This is a genomic window from Umezawaea tangerina (genome assembly GCF_003002815.1).
Lineage (GTDB): Bacteria > Actinomycetota > Actinomycetes > Mycobacteriales > Pseudonocardiaceae > Umezawaea > Umezawaea tangerina.
Map to the genome: position 1 here is coordinate 251,400 of NZ_PVTF01000013.1, position 22,506 is coordinate 273,905.

The following is a 22,506-nucleotide window of genomic DNA, read 5'->3' on the forward strand; positions in this document are numbered from 1 at the left end:
CCTCAGGCGCCCCGGCTCAGCGCGCCCTCCGGTCGTGGGGCGTAGGTCCGCAGCGGCTCGGTCGCCCGGACGATCGTGCGCAGGTCGCCGTCCAGCGCACCCGCGGCGCGCGCCTGCACCAGCACGTTGCCGAAAGCGGACGCCTCGACCGGACCGGCCACCACGGGGAGCCCGCACGCGTCGGCGGTGAGCTGGCACAGCAGCTCGTTGCGCGCGCCACCGCCGACGATGTGCACGACGTCCACCCGGCGGCCGGAGAGCCGGGCCGCGTCGGCCACCGCGTCCCGGTGCGCCAGCGCGAGGCTGTCCAGCACGCAGCGGACGAGCTCGGCACGGGTCCGCGGCTCGGGCCGCCCGGTCTCGCGGCAGGCGGCCGCGATCCGCTCGGGCATGTCGCCGGGGGCGAGGAACCGGCTGTCGGTGGCGTCCACCGTGGCCGGTGACGGGGGGAGTGCCGCCGCCTCGGCGAGCAGGGCGCCGGGGTCGGTGGTGCCCCACGTCCGGTGGCACTCCTGGAGCAGCCACAGGCCCATCACGTTGCGCAGGAACCGGATCGTGCCGTCCACGCCCAGCTCGTTGGTGAAGTTCGCCCGCCGGGCGTCCTCGGTGAGCACGGGCCCGGTCAGCTCGACACCGACCAAAGACCAGGTGCCGCAGGAGATGTAGGCGAAGTTCTCGTCCCGCGCGGGCACCGCCACGACGGCGGACGCGGTGTCGTGCGAGCCCACCGCGTATACCGGGACCCGGTGCTCCAGGCCGATCGACGGCAGCACGTCGCCGATCACCGAGCCCGGCTCGCGCAGCGGCGCGAACAGGTCGGTGTCCAGCCCCAGCGCGTCGGCGACCTGCTCCGACCACGCGCGGGTGCGCGGGTCCAGCATCGCCGTGGTGGACGCGTTGGTGATCTCGGTGCCCTCCTGACCGGTGAGCCAGAACGAGATCAGGTCCGGGACGAGCAGCGCCCGCACGGCGCCGCGCGCGGCCCAGTCGTCGGCCACGAGCTGGAACGCCGTGTTGAACGGCTGGAACTGGATGCCGGTGGCGGCGTAGTGCAGGTCGGCCGGGAGCAGCTCGCGGGCGTGCTCGACGGCGGGTGCCGTGCGCTCGTCCCGGTAGTGCACCGGGTTGCCCACCAGGCCTCCGTGCCGGTCGAGCAGCCCGTAGTCCACCGCCCAGGAGTCCACGCCCACCCCGTCGAGGCGACCGGCGAGCCGAAGCCCGTCGACCACCTCCCGGTACAGGTCCAGGACGTCCCAATGGAGCGTGCGGCCGATCTTCACCGGCCGGTTCGGGAACCGGTGCGCCTCGGTGAGCGCCACCCGGTTCCCGTCCACCTCGCCCACGATCACCCGGCCGCTCGACGCGCCCAGGTCGACCGCCGCGAACCGCCTCATCGCAGGAACGCCGCGGCCACGCCGGCGTCGACCGGCACGTGCATGCCCGTGGTGTGGCTCAGCGTCGTGAGCACGAACACCGCGTGCGCCACGTGCTCGGGCAGCACCTCGCGCTTGAGCAGGGTGCGCTGCGCGTAGAACTCGCCCAGCCGCTCCTCGGGCACGCCGTAGACCTCGGCGCGCTGCGCGCCCCAGCCTCCCGCGAAGATGCCCGACCCGCGCACCACGCCGTCGGGGTTGACGCCGTTGACCCGGATCCCGTGCTCGCCGAGCTCGGCGGCCAGCAGCCGCACCTGGTGGGCCTGGTCGGCCTTGGCCGAGCCGTAGGCGATGTTGGCCGGACCGGCGAACACCGAGTTCTTGCTGGCGATGTAGACGATGTCGCCGCCCAGCCCCTGGTCGACCATGACCCGCGCGGCGTGCTTGGCGACCAGGAACGAGCCCCGCGCCATCACGTCGTGCTGCTTGTCCCAGTCCTCCACCGTGGTGTCCAGCAACGGCTTCGAGATCGACAGCCCGGCGTTGTTCACCACCAGGTCCACCCCGCCGTAGGCGAGCGAGGCCTCGACCAGCGCGGCGGCGATCTGCGCCTCGTCGGTCACGTCGGACGTCACCGCCGTCGCCCGCAGCTCGTCGGCCACGGTCCGCGCGGCCTCGGCGTCGCGGTCGGCGACCACCACGCACGCGCCCTCCGCGGCCAGCTTGTGCGCGATGGCCCGGCCGATGCCCGACCCGGCGCCGGTGACGAACGCGACCCGGCCGGTCAGCGGCGCGGGCTTGGGGCGGCGGGCGAGCTTCGCCTCCTCCAGCGCCCAGTACTCGATGCGGAACTTCTCGGCCTCGTCGATCGGCGCGTAGGTCGACACCGACTCGGCGCCGCGCATCACCGCGATGGCGTTGAGGTAGAACTCCCCGGCCACGCGGGCGGTCTGGGCGTCCGCGCCGAAGGAGAACATGCCGACCCCGGGCACGAGCACGATTGCCGGGTCGGCGCCGCGGATGGCGGGGGAGTCCGGGGTCGCGTGCCGGTCGTAGTAGGCGCGGTAGTCCTCGCGGTAGGCGACGTGCAGCTCGCGCAGCCTGGTCCGCACCTGCTCCAGCGGTGCGGTCGCCGGCAGGTCGAGCACCATCGGCCGGACCTTGGTGCGCAGGAAGTGGTCCGGGCACGACGTGCCGAGCGCGGCCAGCCGCGGGTGCTCCTCCCTGGCCAGGAAGTCCAGCACCGGCTCGGTGTCGGTGAAGTGGCCGATCCGGCGGTCGTCGGTGGAGGCCAGCCCGCGCAGCAACGGGGCCAGCTCGGCGGCCCGCGCCCGCCGCTGGTCGGGCGGAAGCGCCTGGTATCCGGGGATCTCCGGGCCGAACGGCTCGGCGCGGCCGTGCTCGGCGAGGAACCGCGCGGCGCCCTGGATGATCTCCAGCGAGCGCGCCTCCGCCTCGGCGGAGGTGTCGCCCCACGCGGTGATGCCGTGCCCGCCGAGCACGCAGCCGATGGCCTCGGGGTGCTCCTGCTTGATCTTGGCGATGTCCAGCCCCAGCTGGAAGCCCGGTCGCCGCCACGGCACCCAGACGACCCGGTCGCCGAAGCACCGCTCGGTCAGCTTCTCGCCGTCCACGGCGGTGGCCAGCGCGATCCCCGAGTCGGGGTGCAGGTGGTCGACGTGGCCCGCGTCCACCAGCGCGTGCATCGCGGTGTCGATCGACGGCGCCGCCCCGCCGCGGCCGTGCAGGCAGTGGTCGAACGCCTCGACCATCTCGTCCTCGTGCTCGACGCCCCGGTAGACCGCGCTCAGCCCGCGCACCCGGTCCAGCCGCAGCACCGCCAGTCCCGACTCGGTCAGCGTGCCGAGGTCGCCGCCGGACCCCTTGACCCACAACAGGTCCACCGGCTCGCCGGTCGCGGGGTCGGTCGCCGAGCCCTTGGCCGAGGTGTTGCCACCCGCGTAGTTCGTGTTCGCGGGGTCGGAGCCCAGCCGGTTGGACCGCTCCAGCAGGTCGCGCACGGTGCTCACACGCCCCACCCGCCCTGGTCGATGCCACGCGCGAGTGCCGTCATCGTGATCTCCCGCTCGTCATTGAAACGTTTCATCCGCATGTTAGGGTTCTCCGTGGCGCGGAGCAAGGGATCGGGTGACATGGTCGGCATCAAGGACGTGGCACGCCGTGCCGGGGTGTCCATCGGCACGGTCTCGAACGTGGTCAACCGACCGCACGTCGTCTCCGCGGCGACCAGATCCAGGGTCAACTCGGTCATCGAGGAGCTGGGCTACGTCCGCGACGAGTCGGCCCGCCAGCTCCGCGCGGGCAGCAGCCGCACGCTGGCCCTGCTGGTGCTCGACCTCGGCAACCCGTTCTTCGTCGACGTGGCGCGCGGTGCGGAGGAGGCAGCGCACGACGCGGGCCTGAACATGATCACGTGCAACAGCGCGCAGCGCGTCGACCGCGAGACCTCGTACCTGGCGATGCTCGCCGAGCAGCGGGTGCGCGGCGTCCTGCTCAGCCCGGTCGGCACGGCCGACGAGAGCCTGGCGGGCTTCCGCCGCAGCGGCATCCCCTACGTGTTCGTGGACCGCAAGGCGACCGGCGGCGAGTGCTGCTCGGTCTCGGTGGACGACGTGCTCGGCGGCGCGCTCGCGGGCAGGCACCTCACCGCGCAGGGCCACACCAGGATCGCGTTCGTCAACGGCCCGGCCGTCCTCGTGCAGTGCCGCGAACGCGAGGAGGGCGTGCGCAAGGCGTTGGCGGAGGCCCCCGGCCACGAGCTGTCCGTGCTGGAGGTGGCCGCGCTCGACGTGGCCTCGGGCCGGGACGCGGGCGCCCGCATACTGGGCATCAGCCCCCGCCCCACGGCGGTGTTCTGCGCCAACGACCTGCTGGCGCTGGGCGTGCTCCAGGCCATGGTCGCCGCGGGCGTGCGGGTGCCGGAGGACGTCGCGATCGTCGGCTACGACGACATCGAGTTCGCCTCGGCCGCCGCCGTCCCGCTCACCTCGGTCCGCCAGCCCGCCGCCCGCATAGGGGAGACGGCCGCGCGACTGCTGATCGAGGAGACGTCGGACGACGTGGCGCACGAACACCGCTCGGTGGTGTTCTCACCCGAACTGGTGGTCCGCGACTCCACCCGCGTGCCGCGTCGGTGACGGCCGCTACCCGATAGGGGCTTCCCTCCCGTCGTGCGGAGCGGACCCGCCGCAGGTGGGAGACGCTGTCGGCATGATCGGTTCCTGCGACACCTGGTCGTCGGCGGACGCGGTGGGCACCGGCGCGGAGTGGTCGCTGCGCTACACCCACGACGACGACTTCCTGTCCATCAGCGTCTTCATCCCGCCGTCCGGCCGCTGCGCCGAGGCCGTCCGGGACGTCTACGCCGAGATCTTCGCGTTGACCGGGTGGAGCGGGTACCCGGACATCTGCAGGCTCTGGCACTACATCGGGGACATCAACGGCGCCAACGCCGACGGCCTGGAGACCTACCGGGACTTCTGCGTCGGCCGCGCACGGGCGTTCGAGGAGCTCCGCCCGCCGTTCGGGATGCCCGCCGCGACCGGTGTCGGCAGCTCGGGCGAGGGCATCACGGTGTGCGTGCTCGCGACACGGGCGGGGCGGCTCACCGCGATCGAGAACCCGGACCAGGTGCCCGCCTACCACTACCCGACCCGCTACGGGCCGCGGCCGCCGTCGTTCGCCCGCGCCGGGTACCTGGAGCGCGCCGAGGGCGACGTGCTGTTCCTGTCCGGCACGGCGAGCATCGTGGGCCACGAGACCGTGCACGTCGGCGACCTGCACGGGCAGCTCGACCGCACGCTCACCAACATCCGGACGGTCGTGGGCGGGCCCAACCTCGCGCGCCACGGCGTGGACGGCCACTTCGGGCTCGCCGACTTCGACCGGGTGAAGGTGTACGTGCGGCACGCCGAGCACCTGCCTGCCGTCGAAGCCGTGTGCCGCGCGGTCTTCACCGGCGACCCGGCGGTCGAGCTGGTCCGCGCAGACCTCTGCCGGTCCGACCTGCTGGTCGAGGTCGAGGGCGTGATCGCCGTGCGGGGAGCCCTGCCGCGCGTCCTGCGCAGGGCCGATCAGCCCGATCGCGCGGGCGCGCCGACCCTGGCGCAGGCACCGGTCGTGTCGGCGCCGTAGCGGGCGATGTCGGCGTCGAGGTCCAGCTCACCCCGGTGCGCCAGGACCTCGGCGTCGACCAGGTGGTGGGGGACCAGCCAGCAGACCTCGAACTCCAGCCCGTCGGGATCCTTGGCGTACAAGCCCTTCGTGGCGCCGTGGTCGCTGGAGCCGACCAGCGCGCCCGCCGCCTCCAACCGGTCGCGGCAGTCGCGCAGGTCGGCGAGCGTCGGCACCTCCCACGCCAGGTGGTACAGCCCGACCTGGCCCTGCCCCGCCGTGCTGGGCGCGGCCACGTCGGTCCGGAACAGGCCAAGGTCGTGGTCGTTGGACGACTCCGGCGCCCGCAGGAACACCGACCTCGGCGTGCTGTGCACGACCCGGAAACCCAGCACGTCCACGTAGAACGCGGAGCTGGGCGCGGGGTCGCGCACCCACAGGACGGCGTGGTTCAAGCCGCGGATCGCCACGGTCGGTCTCCTCAGGCACCTCGGGGGAGGGCGAAGTCCGCGCCTCCTCGGAGCCACCATCGCGCGTACACCGGGGACGTGTCCACCAGCGCGCGGTACCGCACCTCGATCTCCCGGCACAGCTCGTCGACCGCGGAGGCGACGGGCGAGTCCTCGCGCCAGGCCAGCACGATCTCGCGGTGCAGCGGGTTGCCCTCCAGGGTCAACGTCGCCAGCCCGTCGCGCGCCGTGCCGATCGGGTAGAGCTGGCACACCGCGCGGCCCTCGGCGGTCAGCGCGAACGCGATGTGCGCCTCGTTGGTGAGGTGCGCGATCCGCTGCTCGAACCCGGCCGCCGCGCAGGCGCGGGCGACGAACTCGTTCATGCCGCTGTCGTCGGGGTCCGGCATGACCCACTTCTCGTCAGCCAGCTCCGCCAGCGCGATCTCGTCCCGCCCGGCCAGCGGGTGTCCTTCGTGGACACCCACGAAGATGGGCTCGGACAGCATCAGCCGGTGCTCGACGCCCGTCGGCAGCGCCAGCGGGAAGCCGGGGAACCGCCGCATGACCGCGACGTCGAGCTCACCGGACCCGAGCAGCGCGGTCAGCGCCGAGGTCTCGCGGACGGTCCGGCTGGTGACCTCCTGCCGCGGTCGGGTCGCCGCGAGGACGTTGACCAGCAGGCTGAACTGCTGCGCCGGGATGCCGCCGACCTTGAGCGGCGTGCCCGACTCGCGCTGGGTGTTGAGCCGCGCGGTCCGCTCCAGGTCGGCGAGCTGGTCGAGGACCTTCTTCGCGTCGCGGACCAGCTCGGTGCCCGTGTGGGTGGCCAGGACCCCGTCGGTGGACCGCACGAACAGCGGCCCGCCGAGCCACGCCTCGATCCGCTTGAGCTGGGTCGTCACCGCGGGCTGCGTGAGGTGCAGGTGCGCGGCCGCCTTGCGCAGGCTGCCCGACTCCGCGATGGCGACGACGAGCTCGAGGTGCCGGACTTCCAGGCGCATGAGGATCATCGTACGGGCGGTGAACGGACGCTGAACGCGAAAGGTTATCGCCCATCGGTATAGCGCCAACTCCGTGATCATCGTGACGTTTCCCCAGGTCGTGGCCTTCCGCCTGACGATCGGCGGGTTGTCGGCGCAGGGGGTGCCGGCTACGTTTCCGCCACCGATCCCGGACGGTCCACCGGGGAGAGCCGACGAGTGGGATTGATGACGATGGCGAGTGTCCTGGACGTGCGCGGCGACCCCGCGCGGGTCGCCGAAGACCGGTCGGTCCTGTTCTCCGAGACGGCCCTGGAGGTCTTCATCGAGGCCGCCGCGGCGGAGTACGCGTCCATCACCCCGGACGAGCCGAGACCGTGCTTCGGCGTGCTGCTCGGCACCGGCGCCGACGGCTCCTACCTGGTGGAGCGGGTCGAGTTCGGCCGCAACGCGCGGACCACGTCGCCCGCCGCGCGGCAGGAGTTCGAGACCACGATCGTGCCCCGGTTCGGGTCGGCCTACGAGAACCCGGTCCGGGCCTGGTGGCTCGACCCCGCGGACCTGCTGCGGATCTCCCGCCGCGCCGACGACCTCGGCTGCGACATCCTCGGCTCGATCCACCTGCACCCCGACTGGCACCGGCTCGGCCCGGAGTCCGAACGGCACCGGCCGCTGAGCGACCGGCCCTCCGCCATGGACGAGTACGTGTTCCGCGGCTGCGGCTGGCCCATCAACGTCGTCTGCTACCTGGAGAAGCGGCACGGCGACCTCTACTACTCGATCGCCGCGTGGGACGGGGCGTGCCTGCCGCTCCCGCTCCGCGTGCGCACCACCGTTCCGGGGAGCCGTCGTGGATGAGGTCCAAGCGCTGTGGGACACCATGGCCGAGGGGTGGGCGAAGGGCGACGCGGAGCGGTTCGCGGCCGTCTTCGCCGCCGACGTCGACTTCGTCACCGTGCGCGGTGAGGAGCTGCACGGCCGCGCCGAGGTCGAGGCCGGGCACGCGCGCCTGTTCTCCTCCGTCTTCCAGGACACCGAGCTGGTGCCCGAGTTCCACCTGGTCCGGCCGTTGGCCGACGGGGTCGTCCTCGTGCACGTCACGACGGCGATCACGCCGGGCGGTCCGCTCACCCACGCCCAGGCCGTGGTGACCCGCCACGACGGCGACTGGTCGATCACCGCCTTCCACAACATGGTCCCCACCGCCCCGAAGGGAAGCACCCCATGACCAGGCCGCGCCTGCGCCACCTCGCGTTCGTCGTCCAGGACGCCAAGCGGATGGCGGACTTCTACCGCGACCGCCTCGGGATGGAGGTGTTCCACCAGGACCCGGACGGCAGCCACTTCCTCACCGACGGGTACGTCAACCTCGCCCTCATCCAGCAGCGGCTCGACGGCGACGTCGCCACCGGCTTCAACCACTTCGGCTTCGAGGTCGAGGACGTCGACGTCACCGCCGACCGGATCGCCGAGGCCGGGGTGCCCCGCGCGGTCGCCCGTGCCACCGACCGGCCGTTCGCCGAGTACCGCGCGATCGACCCCGAGGGCAACTGGTTCGACCTGTCCGCCCACGGCTTCCTGCCACCGGGCATCGCGGACTGACCGGTCCACGGCCGCACCGTCCTCCGTGGACGGTGCGGCCGCTTCGCCACGGAGGGACGCCGACGATCGGACTGTGGCGGGCGCCACACCATGTCATCACCCCAAGATCGCTGTGAGCGCTCTCACGTCCACGGTTCGCCCAGGGCGTCATCACGACCGCTTCGCGCAGTGGCGGTCTCGCGCCAAAGCACCTGCTGTCGGCCTTGCCGGACCGTGAACGACCGGATCCGGCGAATGGGCCGCTGGTCCGTTCGGGTGTCGGTCCGACCACCGAACGGACCCCCTCAAGACCGGTCGTCGTTCACTGTGAAAAAGCGACGGCAATTCGGCCGAATCGGACTTCCGTTAGCGATACGTACCGGAGCCCAAGATCGTTCAAAGCAGTTTCGCCATTCGACGGGATCACCGTCTGTGCTGGTAGATCGCCTTCCGTGAGTCCAACGAGGTGAGACTCACCCGTTTGTCCAATTCCAGGGGGCCATTGCATATACAGGGGGTTGCCGGTGCCGCTCCGACCCCGCTAATGTCCCCTCGTCCACCGTCGTGGTTGATCACGAGAGTGAACGCCGAGTCGGACCCCCGACCGACTCACCGGGTTCCCCCGCCCGGTTCGACCGGACTCCCCGAACACGGAAGGCCAGGTCTTGTCCCACCCCCGCTCCTCAGGCGGCAAGGCAGTCGACGCGAGCGCGGCACCCCGAGCCGTGCGCAGCCACCGCCTGCCACCGCCCCCGTCCGCCCTGCGCGGCCGGATCGTCGTTGCCGCTGTCGCGATCGGTGCCTTCGGTGCCGCGGGCGCGGGCCACGCCCTCCAGGCCACCGGCGCCCCCGCGCCCTCGGACGAGGTGACACCGCTCGCCAACGCCACCGACGGCGCGGCCGCGTTCGGCATCGGCGGCACCGCCCCCGCCGCCCCGCAGGTGCTCCAGGTCGTGAAGCACACCGACGCGAGCGCCGAGGCGAGCAAGCTCACCAAGAGCCAGCGGATCACCGAGGAGCGCGAGGCCGCCGAGGCCGAGGCCAACCGCCCCAAGTACGTCGCCCCCGCCCACGGCACCTTCTCTTCGGGCTTCGGCTACCGCGACGGCGCCATGCACTACGGCATCGACATCGCCGCCCCCCTCGGCTCCCCGATCTACGCCGCCGCCGACGGCGTCGTCATCGAAGCCGGCCCCGCCAGCGGCTTCGGCCTCTGGGTCCGCATCCAGCACCCCGACGGCACCATCACCGTCTACGGCCACATGTACTACTTCTCCGTCGAGAAGGGCCAACAGGTCCACGCGGGCGACCAGATCGCCCAGGTCGGCAACAACGGCGTCTCCTTCGGCGCCCACCTCCACTTCGAGGTCTGGGACGCCAACGGCCTCAAAACCAACCCCCTTCCCTGGCTCAACAAAGCAGGCGTCACCGTCTAGCCAAAGCCAAAGCAGCAACCGGGCCAAGCCAAGCTCCGTCCGCCGAAGCCCGGACGCCTGTCCGACGCGCAGCGAGGATGCGTTCCCTGCCCGACGGCGAAGCCAAGGATGCCCCGTCCAATGGCGCAGCCGAGGATCCCCCCGATGGGCGCAGCCCGCCAGCGCGCATCCGGCGCGGAGCGCCTGGGGCCTTGTCCGCAGCGCAGCAAGGATGCCCGGTCCGACGGCGCAGCCGAGGATGCCCTTCAGGCGCAGCCTGCTGCCCTGCGAACCCCTTCCCCCACGCACCCCGACGAAAAGCCATCTCTATACGCACCAACGCTTGTCAAGACAGCTTCACCGTCTTGACAAGCGTTGGTGCGTATAGAACACTCGGCGATCGGGGTTGACCCCTCGCGGCACACTCAACGCACGGCGGGCACCCCCAACATCACCTCAAAGCCCACTCCACAGCCGCCTCCACGTGCAGCCGCGTAGTCGGGAACACCGGCACCTCGCTATCCCCTTCCCCCACCAGCAACTCGATCTCCGTGCACCCCAGCACCACCCCTTGCGCTCCGGCCTCCACCAGTCGCGCGATCACCCCCCGATACCCCTCCCGCGACTCCTCCCGCACCACCCCCAGGCACAACTCCTCGTAGATCACCCGGTGCACCAACGCCCGATCCGCGTCCCCCGGCACCAGCACCTCCAACCCGTGCCCCTCCAACCGCTCCCGGTAGAACCCCTGCTCCATCGTGAAAGCCGTCCCCAGCAACCCCACAACCCCCACCCCGGCCCGCTGCACAGCCGCGGCCGTCGCATCCCCCAGGTGCAACAACGGGATCCCGATCGCCGCCTCCACCTGACCCGCCACCTTGTGCATCGTGTTCGTGCAGATCAGCAGCACGTCAGCTCCCGCCGCCTCCACCCCACGAGCGGCCTCGGCGAGCACCTTCCCCGCCTCCTCCCACCGCCCTTCCGTCTGCAGCACCTCGATCTCCGCGAAGTCCACCGAGTGCAACACGCACCGCGCCGAATGCAGCCCACCCAACTTCTCGCGGACCAGCTCATTCGCCAGCCGGTAGTACTCGGCACTGCTCTCCCAGCTCATCCCGCCGAGCATCCCGATGGTCAACATCCCGCACCCTCCCAAGATCAGCACCACAACCCCGCCCATTCTCCGCACACGCAACCCGGGCAACCCGATCACCCCTCCGCCGCGTCCTACGGACGACACCCGTCCCGACGACACCCCGTCCCGACCCTAAGCGGAGGAACCTTGCCGACCACCGTGTGCCGCGCCTGCGGAGGCCCGAGCAGCCCCCTCCGCTGGGCCTGCCCGTGCTGCGTCCGGGCAACGGCCGACCGCCTCGACGAGATCCGCGCCCACGCCGTCGCCATCTGCACCACCGGCCCCTCTCACGAGGGCCGCTCCGCCCCGGTCTCCACCACGGGCCTGCACGCCGCTCTCGACACCGCCCTGGGCGACCCCGACCCCGCCGTCGTGGTCCTGTCGACGCTGGCCACGCTGCACCGGGTCGCGAGCTACGTCCGCCACCACCGCGGCGAGCCGGGGGAGTGGCGGTGCACGATCGCCACCGAGACCGCCTACCTGCGCGCCAACGCCGAGTGGTGCGCCCACCAGCTGTGGGGCCACGAGTTCGTCGAGGTCGTCCACGAGTTGCACGCCCGCACCGGGGCGCGGTCGGCGTCGCCCGTCAGGTAGCCCGTCCGATCGCACGCACCGTGTCCGTTTGCTCCCACTTCCACCTCCGCGATGAGCCGTCCGGGCACCCGTAGACCGGTCGATCTCCAGTGACTGTCACTTTGGGTAGTCGACTGCGACGATCGGGTGACTTCTGTAACGAACCGGATCCCGGCGCCGTGGACGGCGTCAAACCCCCGCGTCGTCTCCCGGCGAAGGTCGGTGGAACGCCAACCCGTGGAGGGGGCTCGGTGCAGTTCCGGATACTCGGCCCGATCGAGGTGCACGACGACAGCGGAGCCGCGGTCCCGTCCCTGCCCCCCAAGGCCAGCCGGATCCTCGCCGTGCTCGCCCTCGACTGCGGCAAGGTCGTCCCGGTGGACCGGCTCATCGACCTCGTCTGGGGCGAGGAGCCGCCGCCGCAGGCGCGGAAGTCCCTCCAGGTGCACATCTCGACGCTGCGCCGCGCCGGTGTCCCGGTCGAGCACCGCACCGCGGGCTACCGCCTCGACGCCGACCCGGACCACGTCGACGCGCACGTGTTCCGCTCCCTGACCGCGCGGGCGGGGGAGATCGCCGACCCGGCGGAGCGCCGGGTGGTGCTGGGGGAGGCGCTGGCGCTGTGGCGGGGCGCCCCGGTGACCGGGATCGAGCGGCTGGCCGGTCCGCTGGAGGCCCAGCGCCTCGCGGCCGTGGAGGAGGCCGCCGACGCGGACCTGGCGCTCGGGCGGCACGCCGAGGTCGTCGACCTGCTGGCGGACCTCGTGGAGGAGCACCCGCTCGCCGAACGCCTGCGCGTCCGCCTGATGCGCGCGCTGGCGGGCGCGGGCAGGCGCACCGAGGCCATGCGGGTCTTCCACGACACGCGTCGCCTCCTCGTGGACGAGCTGGGCGTGGAACCCGGACCGCAGCTGCAACAGCTCTACCGGGCCGTCCTCGACGGCGCCGAGCCGGAACCGGTGCGCCGCAACTACCTGCCGCGCGACGTCGGAGACTTCACCGGCCGGGCCGAGGAGCTGGCCCGGCTGACCGAGGGCGAACCGCACGGCGTGTGGTGGATCGAGGGTGCCGCGGGCGTCGGCAAGAGCGCGTTCGCCGTGCACGCCGCCCACCGGCTGGCCGCGCGCTACCCGGACGGCCAGCTGTTCGTCGACCTGCACGCCCTCCCACCCGTTCCCGGTGCGGCGCTGGACGTCCTGCTGCGCGCGCTGGACGTGCCCACCGTCCGGATCCCGACCCAGCTCGACGAGCGCGCCGCCCTGTGGCGGGCGCAGCTGACCGGTCGGCGGGTGCTGATCGTGCTCGACGGCGTCGCGGGCGTCTCGCAGGTCCGGCAGCTCCTGCCCGGCGCTCCCGGCTGCCTCACGCTGGTCACCAGCCGCAACCGCCCGGTCGACCGCCAGGTGCAGCGGCTGGCGCTGGACGTGCTGACCCCGCAGGAGGCCGTCGCGCTGCTCACCGGCATCCTCGGTGACGACAGGGTGGCCGAGGACCCGGAGGCGGCGCTGGAGGTCGCCCGGCTGTGCGGCCACCTGCCGCTGGCCGTGCGGATCACCGGCGCGCGCCTGGCGGGTCGACCGCACTGGCCCGTCTCCCGGTTGGTGAGCAGGCTGAGGGACGAACGGGGGCGGCTCGACGAGCTGGTCGCCGACGACCTCGCGGTGCGCAGCAGCCTGGAGCTGACGCTGCGCGCGCTGGACGGGCCCGCCCGTCGCGCGTACCGGGCGTTCGGCTTCCTCGACCACCCCGAGCTGCCCGCCGGACTGGCGCCCGCGCTGCTCGGCTTACCGGAGGACGCCGCCGAGGACGTCCTGGACCGGCTGGTGGACGCGCGGCTGCTCGACGTCACCGGACGGCACCGCTACCGGATGCACGACCTCGTCCGCATCCACGCCCGCGAGCTCGCCGAGGCCGAGGACGACGTCACCGACCGCTTCGCCGCGTTCCACCGCGTGCTCGTCGAGTGCCAGGCCAAGGTCGACGGGTGCGTCGAACGGCTGATGCCCGTGGTGCCGCGGATGCAGGACTTCCTTGGCGAGCTGCACGACCACCCCGTGCCGCGCGCCGAGCGGGACGCCTGGTTCGCGGTCGAGGAACCGCTGCTGATCAAGGTCGTCGAACGGGCCGCCGAGCTCGGGTTCGCCGCGCAGGCCTGCGACCTCGCCGAGGCGCTGGTGTTCGCCTGGTTCGGGCTGCGCAACCGCTACGACGGCTGGGAGCGCACGCACCGCGCGGCGCTGGACGCCGTGGTCGCGGTGGGGGACCGCCGTCGCGAGGCGGTGCTGCGGTGCAGCCTCGGCCAGCTGTACTTCAAGCGCGACGAGTTCGCCGAGGCGGGTCGCTGGTTCGCCGACGCGGGCGCGCTGTTCGTCCGGCTCGGCGACCGCCGCGGCGAGGCGGTCGCGCTCAACGGCGCGGGCATGGTCGCCCGCGAGCAGGCCAGGTACGGCCCCGCGCTGGCCTCGCTGCACCGCGCGCGGACGCTGCTCGCCGAGCTGGGCGACGCCGAGGGCGCGGCCCACTCGCTCTACGGGATCGGCTCGGTGCAACGCGAGCTCGGCCGCGACGCCCAGGCCCTCCAGACCCTGCGCGCGGCCGAGGAGGTCTACCGCTCGGTGGGCAGCGCCCGCGGCGAGGCGCTGGCCGTGCGCGGCATCGGGCTCGTGCACCGCGCCCGCGACGAGCACCTCGAGGCGGAGGACCACTTCCGCCGCGCCCACGACATCGTGCTGGCCCTGGAGGACCCGCTGATGGGCTGCTACACCGCCCAGTCGCTGGCGAAGGTCTGGCTGCGCACCGGCCGGTTCGCCGAAGCGGCCCTGCTGCTGGTCTCCGCACTGGAGAACTGCCGCGAGCTCGGCGACCGCTTCGGCCTCGCCCTGCTCCGCCGCACCCTGGGCGAGCTGCACCTCGCGGCGGGCGAGCTCGACCTCGCCGAGGTCCTGCTGGGCGCCGCCCTCACCACGTGGGACGACCTGGAGCTGCCCGCCTGGCGCGCCCGCACCCTGCGCGACCTCGGCGCCGTGCACGCGGGCCGCGGGGACGACGACAGCGCCGCCCGCTGCTGGAGCGAGGCGGCGCTGCTGTTCGCCGAGCTGGGGTCGCGGGAGGCGGGCGAACCGATCTCCCGGACCCGGTCGGACTGCTCGGTCAGTCCTTGATCTTCTTGTACTTCCACGGCACGTAGCCACCGGACTTGAGCGACGAGACGGACACCGTCTCGTGGTCCATGTCCGTCGCCGTGCTGCCCTCCTCGTAGATCCACATCGACGTCTTCGCCGAACTGGTCCACTTCTCGAACAGCTTCACGTGGTGACCGGCCCGCAGCACCATGTCACCCGGCTTCAGACTCGCCCAGCCGATCTTCGTGGCGATGTCGTCGAGGGTGCTCGTGTTGCGGCTGCTGGTGATCTTCCACGTCATGGACACGAACCCGGAGCAGTCCGTCCGGTACTTCTTGCCCTTGTCGACGTCCCACGCGTACTTGCTCTGGCTGTACGGAACCTTCCGGTTCCACCAGTCCTTCGCCCGCGCCAGGACCTCCGCGCGGGTGATGGTGCCGCCGTAGCTCGCGGCCTTCGCCGCGGCACTGTTGTCCTCCGCGTCCTGGACGCCCTCCGGCGCGTCGAGGATCACCGAGGAGTCGACCGACTCGGCCGTCACGGGCGCCGCGGAGGCCGGAGCCACCACCACACCCGAGAAGAGACCGAACACGAGTGCGGTCGCCGGCACCAGCGCCGCAGCCGCGTTTCGAATCCGCATCTAAGCCTTCTCCCTGCCCCAGTCGGATTGGACGGGCCAACCGTGACGGGCACCGCTGAAGATCCGCCTAAGAACGGGTAACCACCCAGGTCCAACACCACTTCGCCGCCCCAGCCCGACCAGTCCACACGATGGTGTGACAACACGAGTGGCCTCCCGACAAGCCGGGTAGTCCTGGTTCGAGGTGTCCACAAGGGACACCGTCGAGGAGGATTCGGGCTCATGGGTATCGGCGACAAGTTCGACGCGCTCAAGGACAAGGCCAAGGACGCTCTCGGCGAACACGGCGACAAGGCCGACCAGGGCATCGACAAGGCGGGCGACTTCGTCGACAGCAAGACCGACGGCAAGTACTCCGAGCACGTCGACCAGGGCCAGGAGAAGGCCAAGGAAGGCCTGGACCGCTTCAGCCAGCGCTAACCCCACAGACCCGGAGGCCTCTCCCCGCGACCGGGAGAGGCCTCCGCCATGTCCAGACAAAACACCAAGCAGCAAAGCCAATGGCAACCCGACTGCCCAACCACACTGAAACCAACAGACAAACGACCGACCGCCACAGAACCGAGCGCAATGACCAACCACAACGAAACCGAGCAAACAGCTCAACCACAACGAAACCGAGCACGCTCGTCCGCCCGTGCGGCCGACTTGACTTGGGGTTTTTGGGCTTAGACTTGCGGCGGCGGGCAGGCTCTACCACCTGCCCTTTTTCGCCCGACGAAGCCCAAAAAAGGGGCCCCAAGTCAAGTCGGCCGCACCCGAAGTCCCCTGTAGCGATACCAACGCCAGGGGACAACCAGACCCATCCCCTGAACGCCCCATTGTCACCCCCAACCCCACCCCCTACCGTGACCACTACATCCCAACCCTGGCGGCGCCTACCGGCGGCTCACCCCCCCCGGTGGCCAGAGTGCGGGACCCCCTTCGGGGTTCGCGCGCTGCCCGCCGAACGCTCCTCCCGGCCCTCGCGCACCCCACCGCAGCCGGGCCCGCCCTGCCGGGCCCGTCGAGGAAGGAGCCGACCATGCCCGGTTGGACATCGAAACTCCTGGTCGCAGCCCTAGCCCTGATGATCACCACGCCGCCGGCCTCCGCCGAGCAAGCCTTCGCCGACACCTGCGCCGTCAAGTCCAAGCCCACCGGCAAGGTCCTCCAGGGCTACTGGGAGAACTGGGACGGCTCCTCCAACGGCGTCCACCCGCCGTTCGGCTGGACCCCCATCACCGACTCCCGCATCCGCGACCACGGCTACAACGTCCTCAACGCCGCGTTCCCCGTCATCCGCTCCGACGGCACCGTCCTGTGGGAGGACGGCATGGACGCGTCCGTCAAGGTCGCCACCCCGGCGGAGATGTGCGCCGCCAAGGCCGCGGGCCAGACCGTCCTGATGTCGATCGGCGGTGCCACCGCGGGCATCGACCTCAACTCCACCGCGGTGGCCGACAAGTTCGTCGCCACCATCGTGCCGATCCTCAAGAAGTACAACTTCGACGGCATCGACATCGACATCGAGACCGGCCTGGTCGGCAGCGGCAGCATCACCACGCTGTCGACGTCCCAGGCGAACCTCGTCCGCATCATCGACGGCGTCCTCGCCAGGATGCCGTCGAACTTCGGCCTGACAATGGCGCCGGAGACGGCGTACGTGACCGGTGGCAGCGTCGCCTACGGCTCGATCTGGGGCGCGTACCTGCCGATCGTCAAGAAGTACGCCGACAACGGCAGGCTGTGGTGGCTCAACATGCAGTACTACAACGGAAGCATGTACGGCTGCTCCGGCGACTCCTACTCCGCGGGCACCGTGCAGGGCTTCACCGCGCAGACCACCTGCCTCAACACCGGACTGGTCGTGCAGGGCACCACGATCCGGGTGCCCTGCGACAAGCAGGTCCCCGGCCTGCCCGCCCAGCCCGGCGCCGGTGGCGGCTACATGTCCACCAGCCTGGTCGCGCAGGCGTGGAACAACACCTGCGGCCGCGGCCTGAAGGGCCTGATGACCTGGTCGGTGAACTGGGACGGGTCGAAGGGCTGGACGTTCGGCGACAACGCGAAGGCGTTGCAGGGACGCTAGCCGACGAGCACGCCGTGGACGCGGGCCCCTCCGCCCGCGTCCACGGCGTCCCCCGGAGCTCGGACAAGCCGAGGACCTGCGGGGACGCTGAATTTACATCGTTGGCACAACGTTGTAAAAACGCTACGATCGCCTTGCCCGTCTCCGACGTGGACAGGGGGCTCAGCTGACGACGCTCATGAGCCCCGTGGATCCCCTCCTCAACGACGTCCCCGCCAACGACGTCCCTGCCGCCGCGCGTGACTCCGCCGCCGCGACCGCGTCGAGGACCCGTCCGTTCGACACCTCAGGCCGCACCCACCCTGCACCGGGAGCACAGCCATGTCGATTCCCCGCCGAACGTTCATCAAGGGCGGTCTGCTGACCGCAAGCGGAGCGCTCATCGCCGAGCGAACCGCGCCCACCGCGCTCGCGGCGACCGCCCGCTACCCCGTCAACCGCGCCCCGCTGGCCCCGTCCGCCTACCTCCGCCTCCCTCCCGGCGCGGTCGAGCCCAGGGGCTGGATCGCCACCCAGCTCGACCGCCAGCTCGCCGGTCTCAACGGCCGCTACCAGGAGGTGTCGCACTTCCTCCGGTTCGGCGAGACCGGCTGGACGCGGTCGGACCTCGACGGCTGGGAGGAGGTGCCCTACTGGCTGCGCGGCTACGGCGACCTCGGGTACGTCACCCGCGACGCCCGCGTGCTGGCCGACACCGAGCGCTGGATCAACGCGGTGATCGCCACCCAGGCCTCGGACGGCTACTTCGGGCCGTCGCGGCTGCGCACCGCGCTCCAGGGGCACGCGGACCTCTGGCCGCACATGCCGATGCTGCACGCCCTGCGCTCGTGGGCGGAGTTCCGCGAGGACACCCGCGTGGACACCCTGCTCACCCGCTACTTCCGGTTCATGGCCGCCCAGCCCGACGGCGTGTTCTCCGACGGCTGGGGCGCGACCCGCTGGGGCGACACGCTCGACGTCGTCTTCTGGCTCTACAACCGCACGGGCGACCCGGCGCTGGTCGACCTGGCCCGCCGCATCCACCAGCGCTCGGCGAACTGGGTCGACCGGATCGCGAGCCTGCACAACGTGAACTTCGCCCAGGGCTTCCGCGAGCCCGCGCAGTTCTGGCTGCTGTCCGGGGACGCCGCGCACCGGGCGTCCAGCTACCACACCTACGACACGATCATGGGCTCGTACGGCCAGTTCCCCGGCGGCGGCTTCGCGGGCGACGAGGAGGCGCGGCCGGGGTACGGCGACCCGCGGCAGGGCTTCGAGACGTGCGGGGTCGTGGAGTTCATGGCCAGCCACGAGCTGCTGACCAGGACCACCGGCGACCCGGTGTGGGCCGACCGCACCGAGGAGCTCGCGTTCAACATGCTGCCCGCCTCGCTCGACCCGCAGGGCAAGGTCACGCACTACGTGACCAGCGCCAACGGCGTGCAGCTCGACAACGGCGGCAAGAAGCGGCGGCAGTTCCGCAACGACTTCGCCATGGGCGCCTTCGTGCCGGGTGTAGACAACTACCGCTGCTGCCCGCACAACTACGGCCAGGGCTGGCCCTACTTCGTCGAGGAGATGTGGCTGGCCACCCCGGACGGCGGTCTGGCCGCCGCGCTGCACGGCCCGTCGAAGGTCACCGCCAAGGTCGGCGACGGCACCGCGGTCACGGTCGTGTCGGAGACCGGCTACCCCTTCGCCGACACCATCACCTTCACCGTGACCACGCCGAAGGCGCTCGCCTTCCCGTTCGCCGTGCGGATCCCCGGCTGGTGCCCGAACCCGTCGCTCACCGTCAACGGCGCCGCGGTCGCGGTGGCGGGCGGTCCCCGGTTCGCCGTGGTGGACCGGACGTGGGCCAACGGTGACAAGGTCGTCCTGCGGCTGCCGATGGCCCCGCGCACGAGGGTGTGGACCCGCAACCACAACGCGGTGTCGGTCGACCTGGGCGCGCTCACGTTCTCGCTGCGCGTGGACGAGCGCTGGAACCGCTACGGCGGCACAGCGGACTGGCCAGAGTACGAGGTGAAACCGGGATCGGCGTGGAACGTCGGCCTGACGCCGAACCAGCAGTTCACCGTGTCCGCCGGCGGCAACGTCGCCGACCCGTTCACCCTGGCCAACGCGCCACTGCGGATCACCGCGAAGGTGCGCGACATCCCGGACTGGGAGGTCGACAGCGAGAACGTCGTCGGCACCCTGTCCGACGGGCCGGTGTCGACCACCGGTGCCGAGCGGACCGCCGAGCTGGTCCCGATGGGGGCGGCGCGGCTGCGGGTCACCGCGTTCCCGCAGACCGGCGGCACCAGGACGTGGGGCACGCCGGGCGTGCTCGTCCGGGTGCAGAACAAGAACAGCGCCAAGGTGCTCGGCGTGGACGGCGCGTCGACGGCGGACTCGGCCAGGATCGTGCAGTTCGCCGACAACGCCGCCGCCGACCACCTCTGGCGGATCGTCGACCTGGGCAACGGCAGGGTGAAGGTGCGCAACGAGCGGTCCGGCAAGGTGCTGGGCGTGGACACGATGTCCACGGCCAACTCCGCGCAGGTCGTCCAGTTCGCGGACAACGGCACGGCCGACCACCGGTGGACGCTGGTGGACAACGGCGACGGCTGGTTCCGGCTGCGCAACGTCAACTCCGGCAAGGTGCTCGGGGTCGACGCGATGTCGACCGCCGACGGGGCGCGGGTCGTGCAGTACGACGACAACGGCTCCGCCGACCACCTGTGGCGGATCATCCCCGACGGCACCGTCCGCATCCGCAACCTCAACTCCACCAGGGTGCTGGGCGTCGACCAGATGTCCACAGCGGACTCCGCGCGGGTGGTGCAGTTCGACGACAACGGGTCCGCCGACCACGACTGGCAGTTCGTCCCGGACGCCAACGGCTACTTCCGGATCCGCAACGCCCACTCCGGCAAGGTCCTCGGTGTGGACCAGATGTCCACGGCCAACTCCGCGCGGGTCGTCCAGTTCGCCGACAACGGCACGGCCGACCACCTGTGGCGGCTGCGCGCGGACACCGACGACCTGTGGCGGGTCCAGAACGCCAACAGCGGCAAGGTCCTCGGCGTCGACGGCATGTCCTACGACAACTCCGCCCAGGTCGTCCAGTTCGACGACAGCGGCACCGCGGACCACCTGTGGAGGCTCTCGTGATCAGGACGGTCGTCACCTCCCTGCTGCTCGCCCTGGTCCCGGTCATCCCTTCCGCCCCAAGCGGTCCGCCGGTCCCGAGCACGGCCGCCGGGCCATCGGTCGCGGCCACCGTGTGCGTGCTGTCCTGCGACACCCTCGACCCCTCGCGGGCGAGGCAGGAGACGTTCCCCGTGCCCGAGCGCCAGGTCAACGGCCGCCGGGTCGTGCTGCACGTGTCCGACGCGGACGGGATGGCGTGGGCCAGCATCGACAACGGCGTCGCCGACGACGGCGTGTGGCTGGACCGCTCGTGGGACGGCGGTGCCACCTGGGACGGCCTGCTCGGCCGCGCGACCATCCCCGGCTCGTGGACCGGCACCAGGACGCTGATGTACAACGTGACCGATCCCGGCGCCCACAGGCGCGGCCTGATCAGGGCCTGCGGCGACGGCGCCGGGGTGGTGTGCACCGACTGGATCTACCCGCCGGTGTGCGACGTGACGTGCGACCGCACCGACGCCGGACAGGCCAACGGTGACACGCAGCCGGTGCCCGCCACGACCCTGTACGGCCGCACGATCCGGCTGCACGTCGACCGCAACGCCATGGCGTGGGGCACGATCGAGGGCGGCGGGTCCGGCGACGAGGTCTGGCTCGACCGCTCGTGGGACTCCGGCGCCACCTGGCCCGGCGGCTCCTCCCTCGGGCGGACCGGCTCGGCCGGGCGCACCACGATGTTCGCCACCCGCGACCCGCGCGGCAGGCACTACGGCGGTGCCGTGCGGGCCTGCGGTCGGGAGGCAGCGCACGCCGAGGGCAGCTGCACGGCCTGGGCCCGGCCCGCGCCGACGCGCACGGTGGCGGCCGCGGACGCGCTGGCCTACTCCTACGACCCCTACACCGCGTGGTGGCCGAGCAGCTGGTGGAACTCGGCGGCGACGCTCACCGCGCTGACCGCGTTCGCCGCGCGCACCGGGAACCACCAGTACGACTGGATGATCGCGCGCACGTTCGACGTCAACCGGGTCGCGTTCGCCGCCGGGCAGCGCAGCTCGGACCCGATCGAGGGCAACTTCATCAGCCGGTCGATCGACGACACGGCGTGGTGGGGCCTGGCGTGGGTGGCCGCCTACGACCTGACCCGCGACACCCGGTACCTGTCCATGGCGACCACGATCGCCGCGTACGTGCACCAGTTCTGGGACACCGGCACGTGCGGCGGCGGGGTCTGGTGGGACCGCGAGCGCACCTACAAGAACGCGGTCACCATCGGCCTCTACCTGAGGTTGACCGCGGCCGTGCACAACCGGACGTCCGGGGACACCCTGTGGCTCGGGCGGTCGCGGACGGCGGGGGACTGGTTCCTGGCCAGCACGATGATCAACTCGGCCGGTCTGGTGAACGACGGCCTGACCTCCGACTGCCGCAACAACGGCCAGACGGTGTGGACCTACAACCAGGGCCTGGGCATCGGCGGTCTGCTCGAGACGTGGCGCGCCACCGGCGAGGCCAAGTACCTGACCGGGGCGCGGCGGCTGGCCGACGCGGGCACCACCAGCTCCGTGCTCACCGTCGGGGGAGTGCTCACCGAGTCGTGCGACACCGCCCAGCGCACGTGCGACGACAACCAGAAGCAGTTCAAGGGCGTGTTCGCCCGCTACCTGGCCGACCTGGCCCAGGCCACCGGATCGGCGGCCTACCAGCAGTTCGGGCAGCGGCAGTCCGACTCGATCTGGGCGACCGACCGGGACGCGCTCAACCGGGTCGGCCAGCGCTGGGCGGGCACCAGCCCGAACCAGGTCGACTGGCGCACGCAGGCGAGCGGACTGGAGGCGTTGACCGGCTAACGATGCTCAATAGCTTCAGCGTGGACCGAAACCACGTCCCACTGGCATGATCAACCACCCCCGCCG

General features: G+C 71.8%; 18 protein-coding genes. 12 read left to right on the forward strand and 6 right to left on the reverse strand.

The genetic code is table 11. The annotated features are described in order from the left end of the window. Positions 1–2 precede the first annotated feature (2 nt). Both CLV43_RS36720 and CLV43_RS36725 read right to left on the reverse strand, forming a co-directional pair. Positions 3–1,394, reverse strand: coding sequence for a rhamnulokinase (locus CLV43_RS36720; RefSeq protein WP_106193373.1), 1,392 nt, complete (start codon positions 1,392–1,394; stop codon positions 3–5). Next, complete coding sequence (locus CLV43_RS36725) at positions 1,391–3,403, reverse strand: bifunctional aldolase/short-chain dehydrogenase (protein ID WP_245887233.1); 2,013 nt, start codon at positions 3,401–3,403, stop codon at positions 1,391–1,393. The genes CLV43_RS36720 and CLV43_RS36725 overlap by 4 nt, the downstream gene beginning before the upstream one ends. A 123-nt stretch (positions 3,404–3,526) precedes the next feature. Here CLV43_RS36725 and CLV43_RS36730 point away from each other — a divergent pair, with 123 nt between their 5' ends. Together CLV43_RS36730 and CLV43_RS36735 are read left to right on the forward strand one after the other, a co-directional pair. After that, positions 3,527–4,531: a LacI family DNA-binding transcriptional regulator gene (locus CLV43_RS36730; protein WP_106193377.1), complete on the forward strand. Its 1,005-nt coding sequence runs from the start codon at positions 3,527–3,529 to the stop codon at positions 4,529–4,531. Positions 4,532–4,604: 73 nt separating this feature from the next. Then, positions 4,605–5,528, forward strand: a complete 924-nt coding sequence (locus CLV43_RS36735; protein ID WP_106193379.1) for an FkbO/Hyg5 family chorismatase — start codon at positions 4,605–4,607, stop codon at positions 5,526–5,528. Here CLV43_RS36735 and CLV43_RS36740 read toward each other — a convergent pair. Further along, positions 5,468–5,977 (reverse strand): VOC family protein, encoded by a 510-nt coding sequence (locus CLV43_RS36740; RefSeq protein WP_106193381.1) that lies wholly within the window; start codon positions 5,975–5,977, stop codon positions 5,468–5,470. The two genes, CLV43_RS36735 and CLV43_RS36740, sit on opposite strands and share 61 nt — an antisense overlap. 11 nt (positions 5,978–5,988) lie before the next feature. Further along, positions 5,989–6,960: a LysR family transcriptional regulator gene (locus tag CLV43_RS36745; RefSeq protein ID WP_170156176.1), complete on the reverse strand. Its 972-nt coding sequence runs from the start codon at positions 6,958–6,960 to the stop codon at positions 5,989–5,991. Between the two features lie 207 nt (positions 6,961–7,167). Here CLV43_RS36745 and CLV43_RS36750 point away from each other — a divergent pair, with 207 nt between their 5' ends. The 4 genes from CLV43_RS36750 (at position 7,168) to CLV43_RS36765 (ending at position 9,956) form a co-directional block, all read left to right on the forward strand. Next, the gene (locus tag CLV43_RS36750; protein WP_106193384.1) at positions 7,168–7,797 is read left to right on the forward strand and encodes a M67 family metallopeptidase; all 630 of its coding nucleotides are present in this window, start codon (positions 7,168–7,170) and stop codon (positions 7,795–7,797) included. Continuing rightward, on the forward strand, positions 7,790–8,167 hold the full coding sequence (locus tag CLV43_RS36755; RefSeq protein ID WP_106193386.1) for an SgcJ/EcaC family oxidoreductase: 378 nt from the start codon (positions 7,790–7,792) through the stop codon (positions 8,165–8,167). Before CLV43_RS36750 ends, CLV43_RS36755 begins: the two co-directional genes overlap by 8 nt. Beyond that, positions 8,164–8,541 (forward strand): VOC family protein, encoded by a 378-nt coding sequence (locus CLV43_RS36760; protein WP_106193387.1) that lies wholly within the window; start codon positions 8,164–8,166, stop codon positions 8,539–8,541. The genes CLV43_RS36755 and CLV43_RS36760 overlap by 4 nt, the downstream gene beginning before the upstream one ends. A 704-nt stretch (positions 8,542–9,245) precedes the next feature. Further along, positions 9,246–9,956, forward strand: a complete 711-nt coding sequence (locus CLV43_RS36765; RefSeq protein ID WP_106193389.1) for a M23 family metallopeptidase — start codon at positions 9,246–9,248, stop codon at positions 9,954–9,956. A gap of 430 nt (positions 9,957–10,386) precedes the next feature. On the opposite strand, the gene CLV43_RS36770 is transcribed toward CLV43_RS36765, so the two are convergent. Next, positions 10,387–11,076, reverse strand: coding sequence for an aspartate/glutamate racemase family protein (locus tag CLV43_RS36770; protein WP_106193498.1), 690 nt, complete (start codon positions 11,074–11,076; stop codon positions 10,387–10,389). A 141-nt stretch (positions 11,077–11,217) separates the two neighbouring features. On the opposite strand from CLV43_RS36770, the gene CLV43_RS36775 reads away from it, so the two are divergent. Then, on the forward strand, positions 11,218–11,664 hold the full coding sequence (locus tag CLV43_RS36775) for a hypothetical protein (protein WP_106193390.1): 447 nt from the start codon (positions 11,218–11,220) through the stop codon (positions 11,662–11,664). Between the two features lie 230 nt (positions 11,665–11,894). After that, a complete protein-coding gene (locus tag CLV43_RS36780; protein ID WP_170156177.1) occupies positions 11,895–14,804 on the forward strand; it encodes an AfsR/SARP family transcriptional regulator in 2,910 nt (969 codons plus the stop codon). Here the strand turns inward: CLV43_RS36780 and CLV43_RS36785 are convergent. After that, positions 14,794–15,405: an NlpC/P60 family protein gene (locus CLV43_RS36785; RefSeq protein WP_146175038.1), complete on the reverse strand. Its 612-nt coding sequence runs from the start codon at positions 15,403–15,405 to the stop codon at positions 14,794–14,796. The genes CLV43_RS36780 and CLV43_RS36785 overlap by 11 nt on opposite strands. A gap of 222 nt (positions 15,406–15,627) precedes the next feature. Between CLV43_RS36785 and CLV43_RS36790 the strand changes: the two genes are divergently transcribed. From CLV43_RS36790 to CLV43_RS36805, 4 genes are all read left to right on the forward strand, one after another. Next, on the forward strand, positions 15,628–15,825 hold the full coding sequence (locus tag CLV43_RS36790) for an antitoxin (protein ID WP_106193395.1): 198 nt from the start codon (positions 15,628–15,630) through the stop codon (positions 15,823–15,825). A 649-nt stretch (positions 15,826–16,474) separates the two neighbouring features. After that, a complete protein-coding gene (locus CLV43_RS36795) occupies positions 16,475–17,476 on the forward strand; it encodes a chitinase (RefSeq protein WP_245887245.1) in 1,002 nt (333 codons plus the stop codon). 321 nt (positions 17,477–17,797) lie between these two features. Beyond that, positions 17,798–20,614 carry an RICIN domain-containing protein gene (locus CLV43_RS36800; RefSeq protein WP_106193398.1) on the forward strand — a complete coding sequence of 939 codons (2,817 nt, stop codon included), beginning with the start codon at positions 17,798–17,800 and terminating at the stop codon, positions 20,612–20,614. Continuing rightward, positions 20,611–22,440 carry a glycoside hydrolase family 76 protein gene (locus CLV43_RS36805; protein ID WP_245887234.1) on the forward strand — a complete coding sequence of 610 codons (1,830 nt, stop codon included), beginning with the start codon at positions 20,611–20,613 and terminating at the stop codon, positions 22,438–22,440. Before CLV43_RS36800 ends, CLV43_RS36805 begins: the two co-directional genes overlap by 4 nt. The last annotated feature ends 66 nt before the right edge of the window (positions 22,441–22,506 follow it).

Bases quoted from the DNA above. Each gene is read 5' to 3' on its own strand.
- CLV43_RS36720 (WP_106193373.1), bottom strand. From the start codon at position 1,394: ATGAGGCGGTTCGCGGCGGTCGACCTGGGCGCGTCGAGCGGCCGGGTG.
- CLV43_RS36730 (WP_106193377.1), top strand. From the start codon at position 3,527: ATGGTCGGCATCAAGGACGTGGCACGCCGTGCCGGGGTGTCCATCGGC.
- CLV43_RS36735 (WP_106193379.1), top strand. From the start codon at position 4,605: ATGATCGGTTCCTGCGACACCTGGTCGTCGGCGGACGCGGTGGGCACC.
- CLV43_RS36745 (WP_170156176.1), bottom strand. From the start codon at position 6,960: ATGCGCCTGGAAGTCCGGCACCTCGAGCTCGTCGTCGCCATCGCGGAG.
- CLV43_RS36750 (WP_106193384.1), top strand. From the start codon at position 7,168: ATGACGATGGCGAGTGTCCTGGACGTGCGCGGCGACCCCGCGCGGGTC.
- CLV43_RS36760 (WP_106193387.1), top strand. From the start codon at position 8,164: ATGACCAGGCCGCGCCTGCGCCACCTCGCGTTCGTCGTCCAGGACGCC.
- CLV43_RS36770 (WP_106193498.1), bottom strand. From the start codon at position 11,076: ATGTTGACCATCGGGATGCTCGGCGGGATGAGCTGGGAGAGCAGTGCC.
- CLV43_RS36785 (WP_146175038.1), bottom strand. From the start codon at position 15,405: ATGCGGATTCGAAACGCGGCTGCGGCGCTGGTGCCGGCGACCGCACTC.
- CLV43_RS36790 (WP_106193395.1), top strand. From the start codon at position 15,628: ATGGGTATCGGCGACAAGTTCGACGCGCTCAAGGACAAGGCCAAGGAC.
- CLV43_RS36795 (WP_245887245.1), top strand. From the start codon at position 16,475: ATGATCACCACGCCGCCGGCCTCCGCCGAGCAAGCCTTCGCCGACACC.
- CLV43_RS36800 (WP_106193398.1), top strand. From the start codon at position 17,798: ATGTCGATTCCCCGCCGAACGTTCATCAAGGGCGGTCTGCTGACCGCA.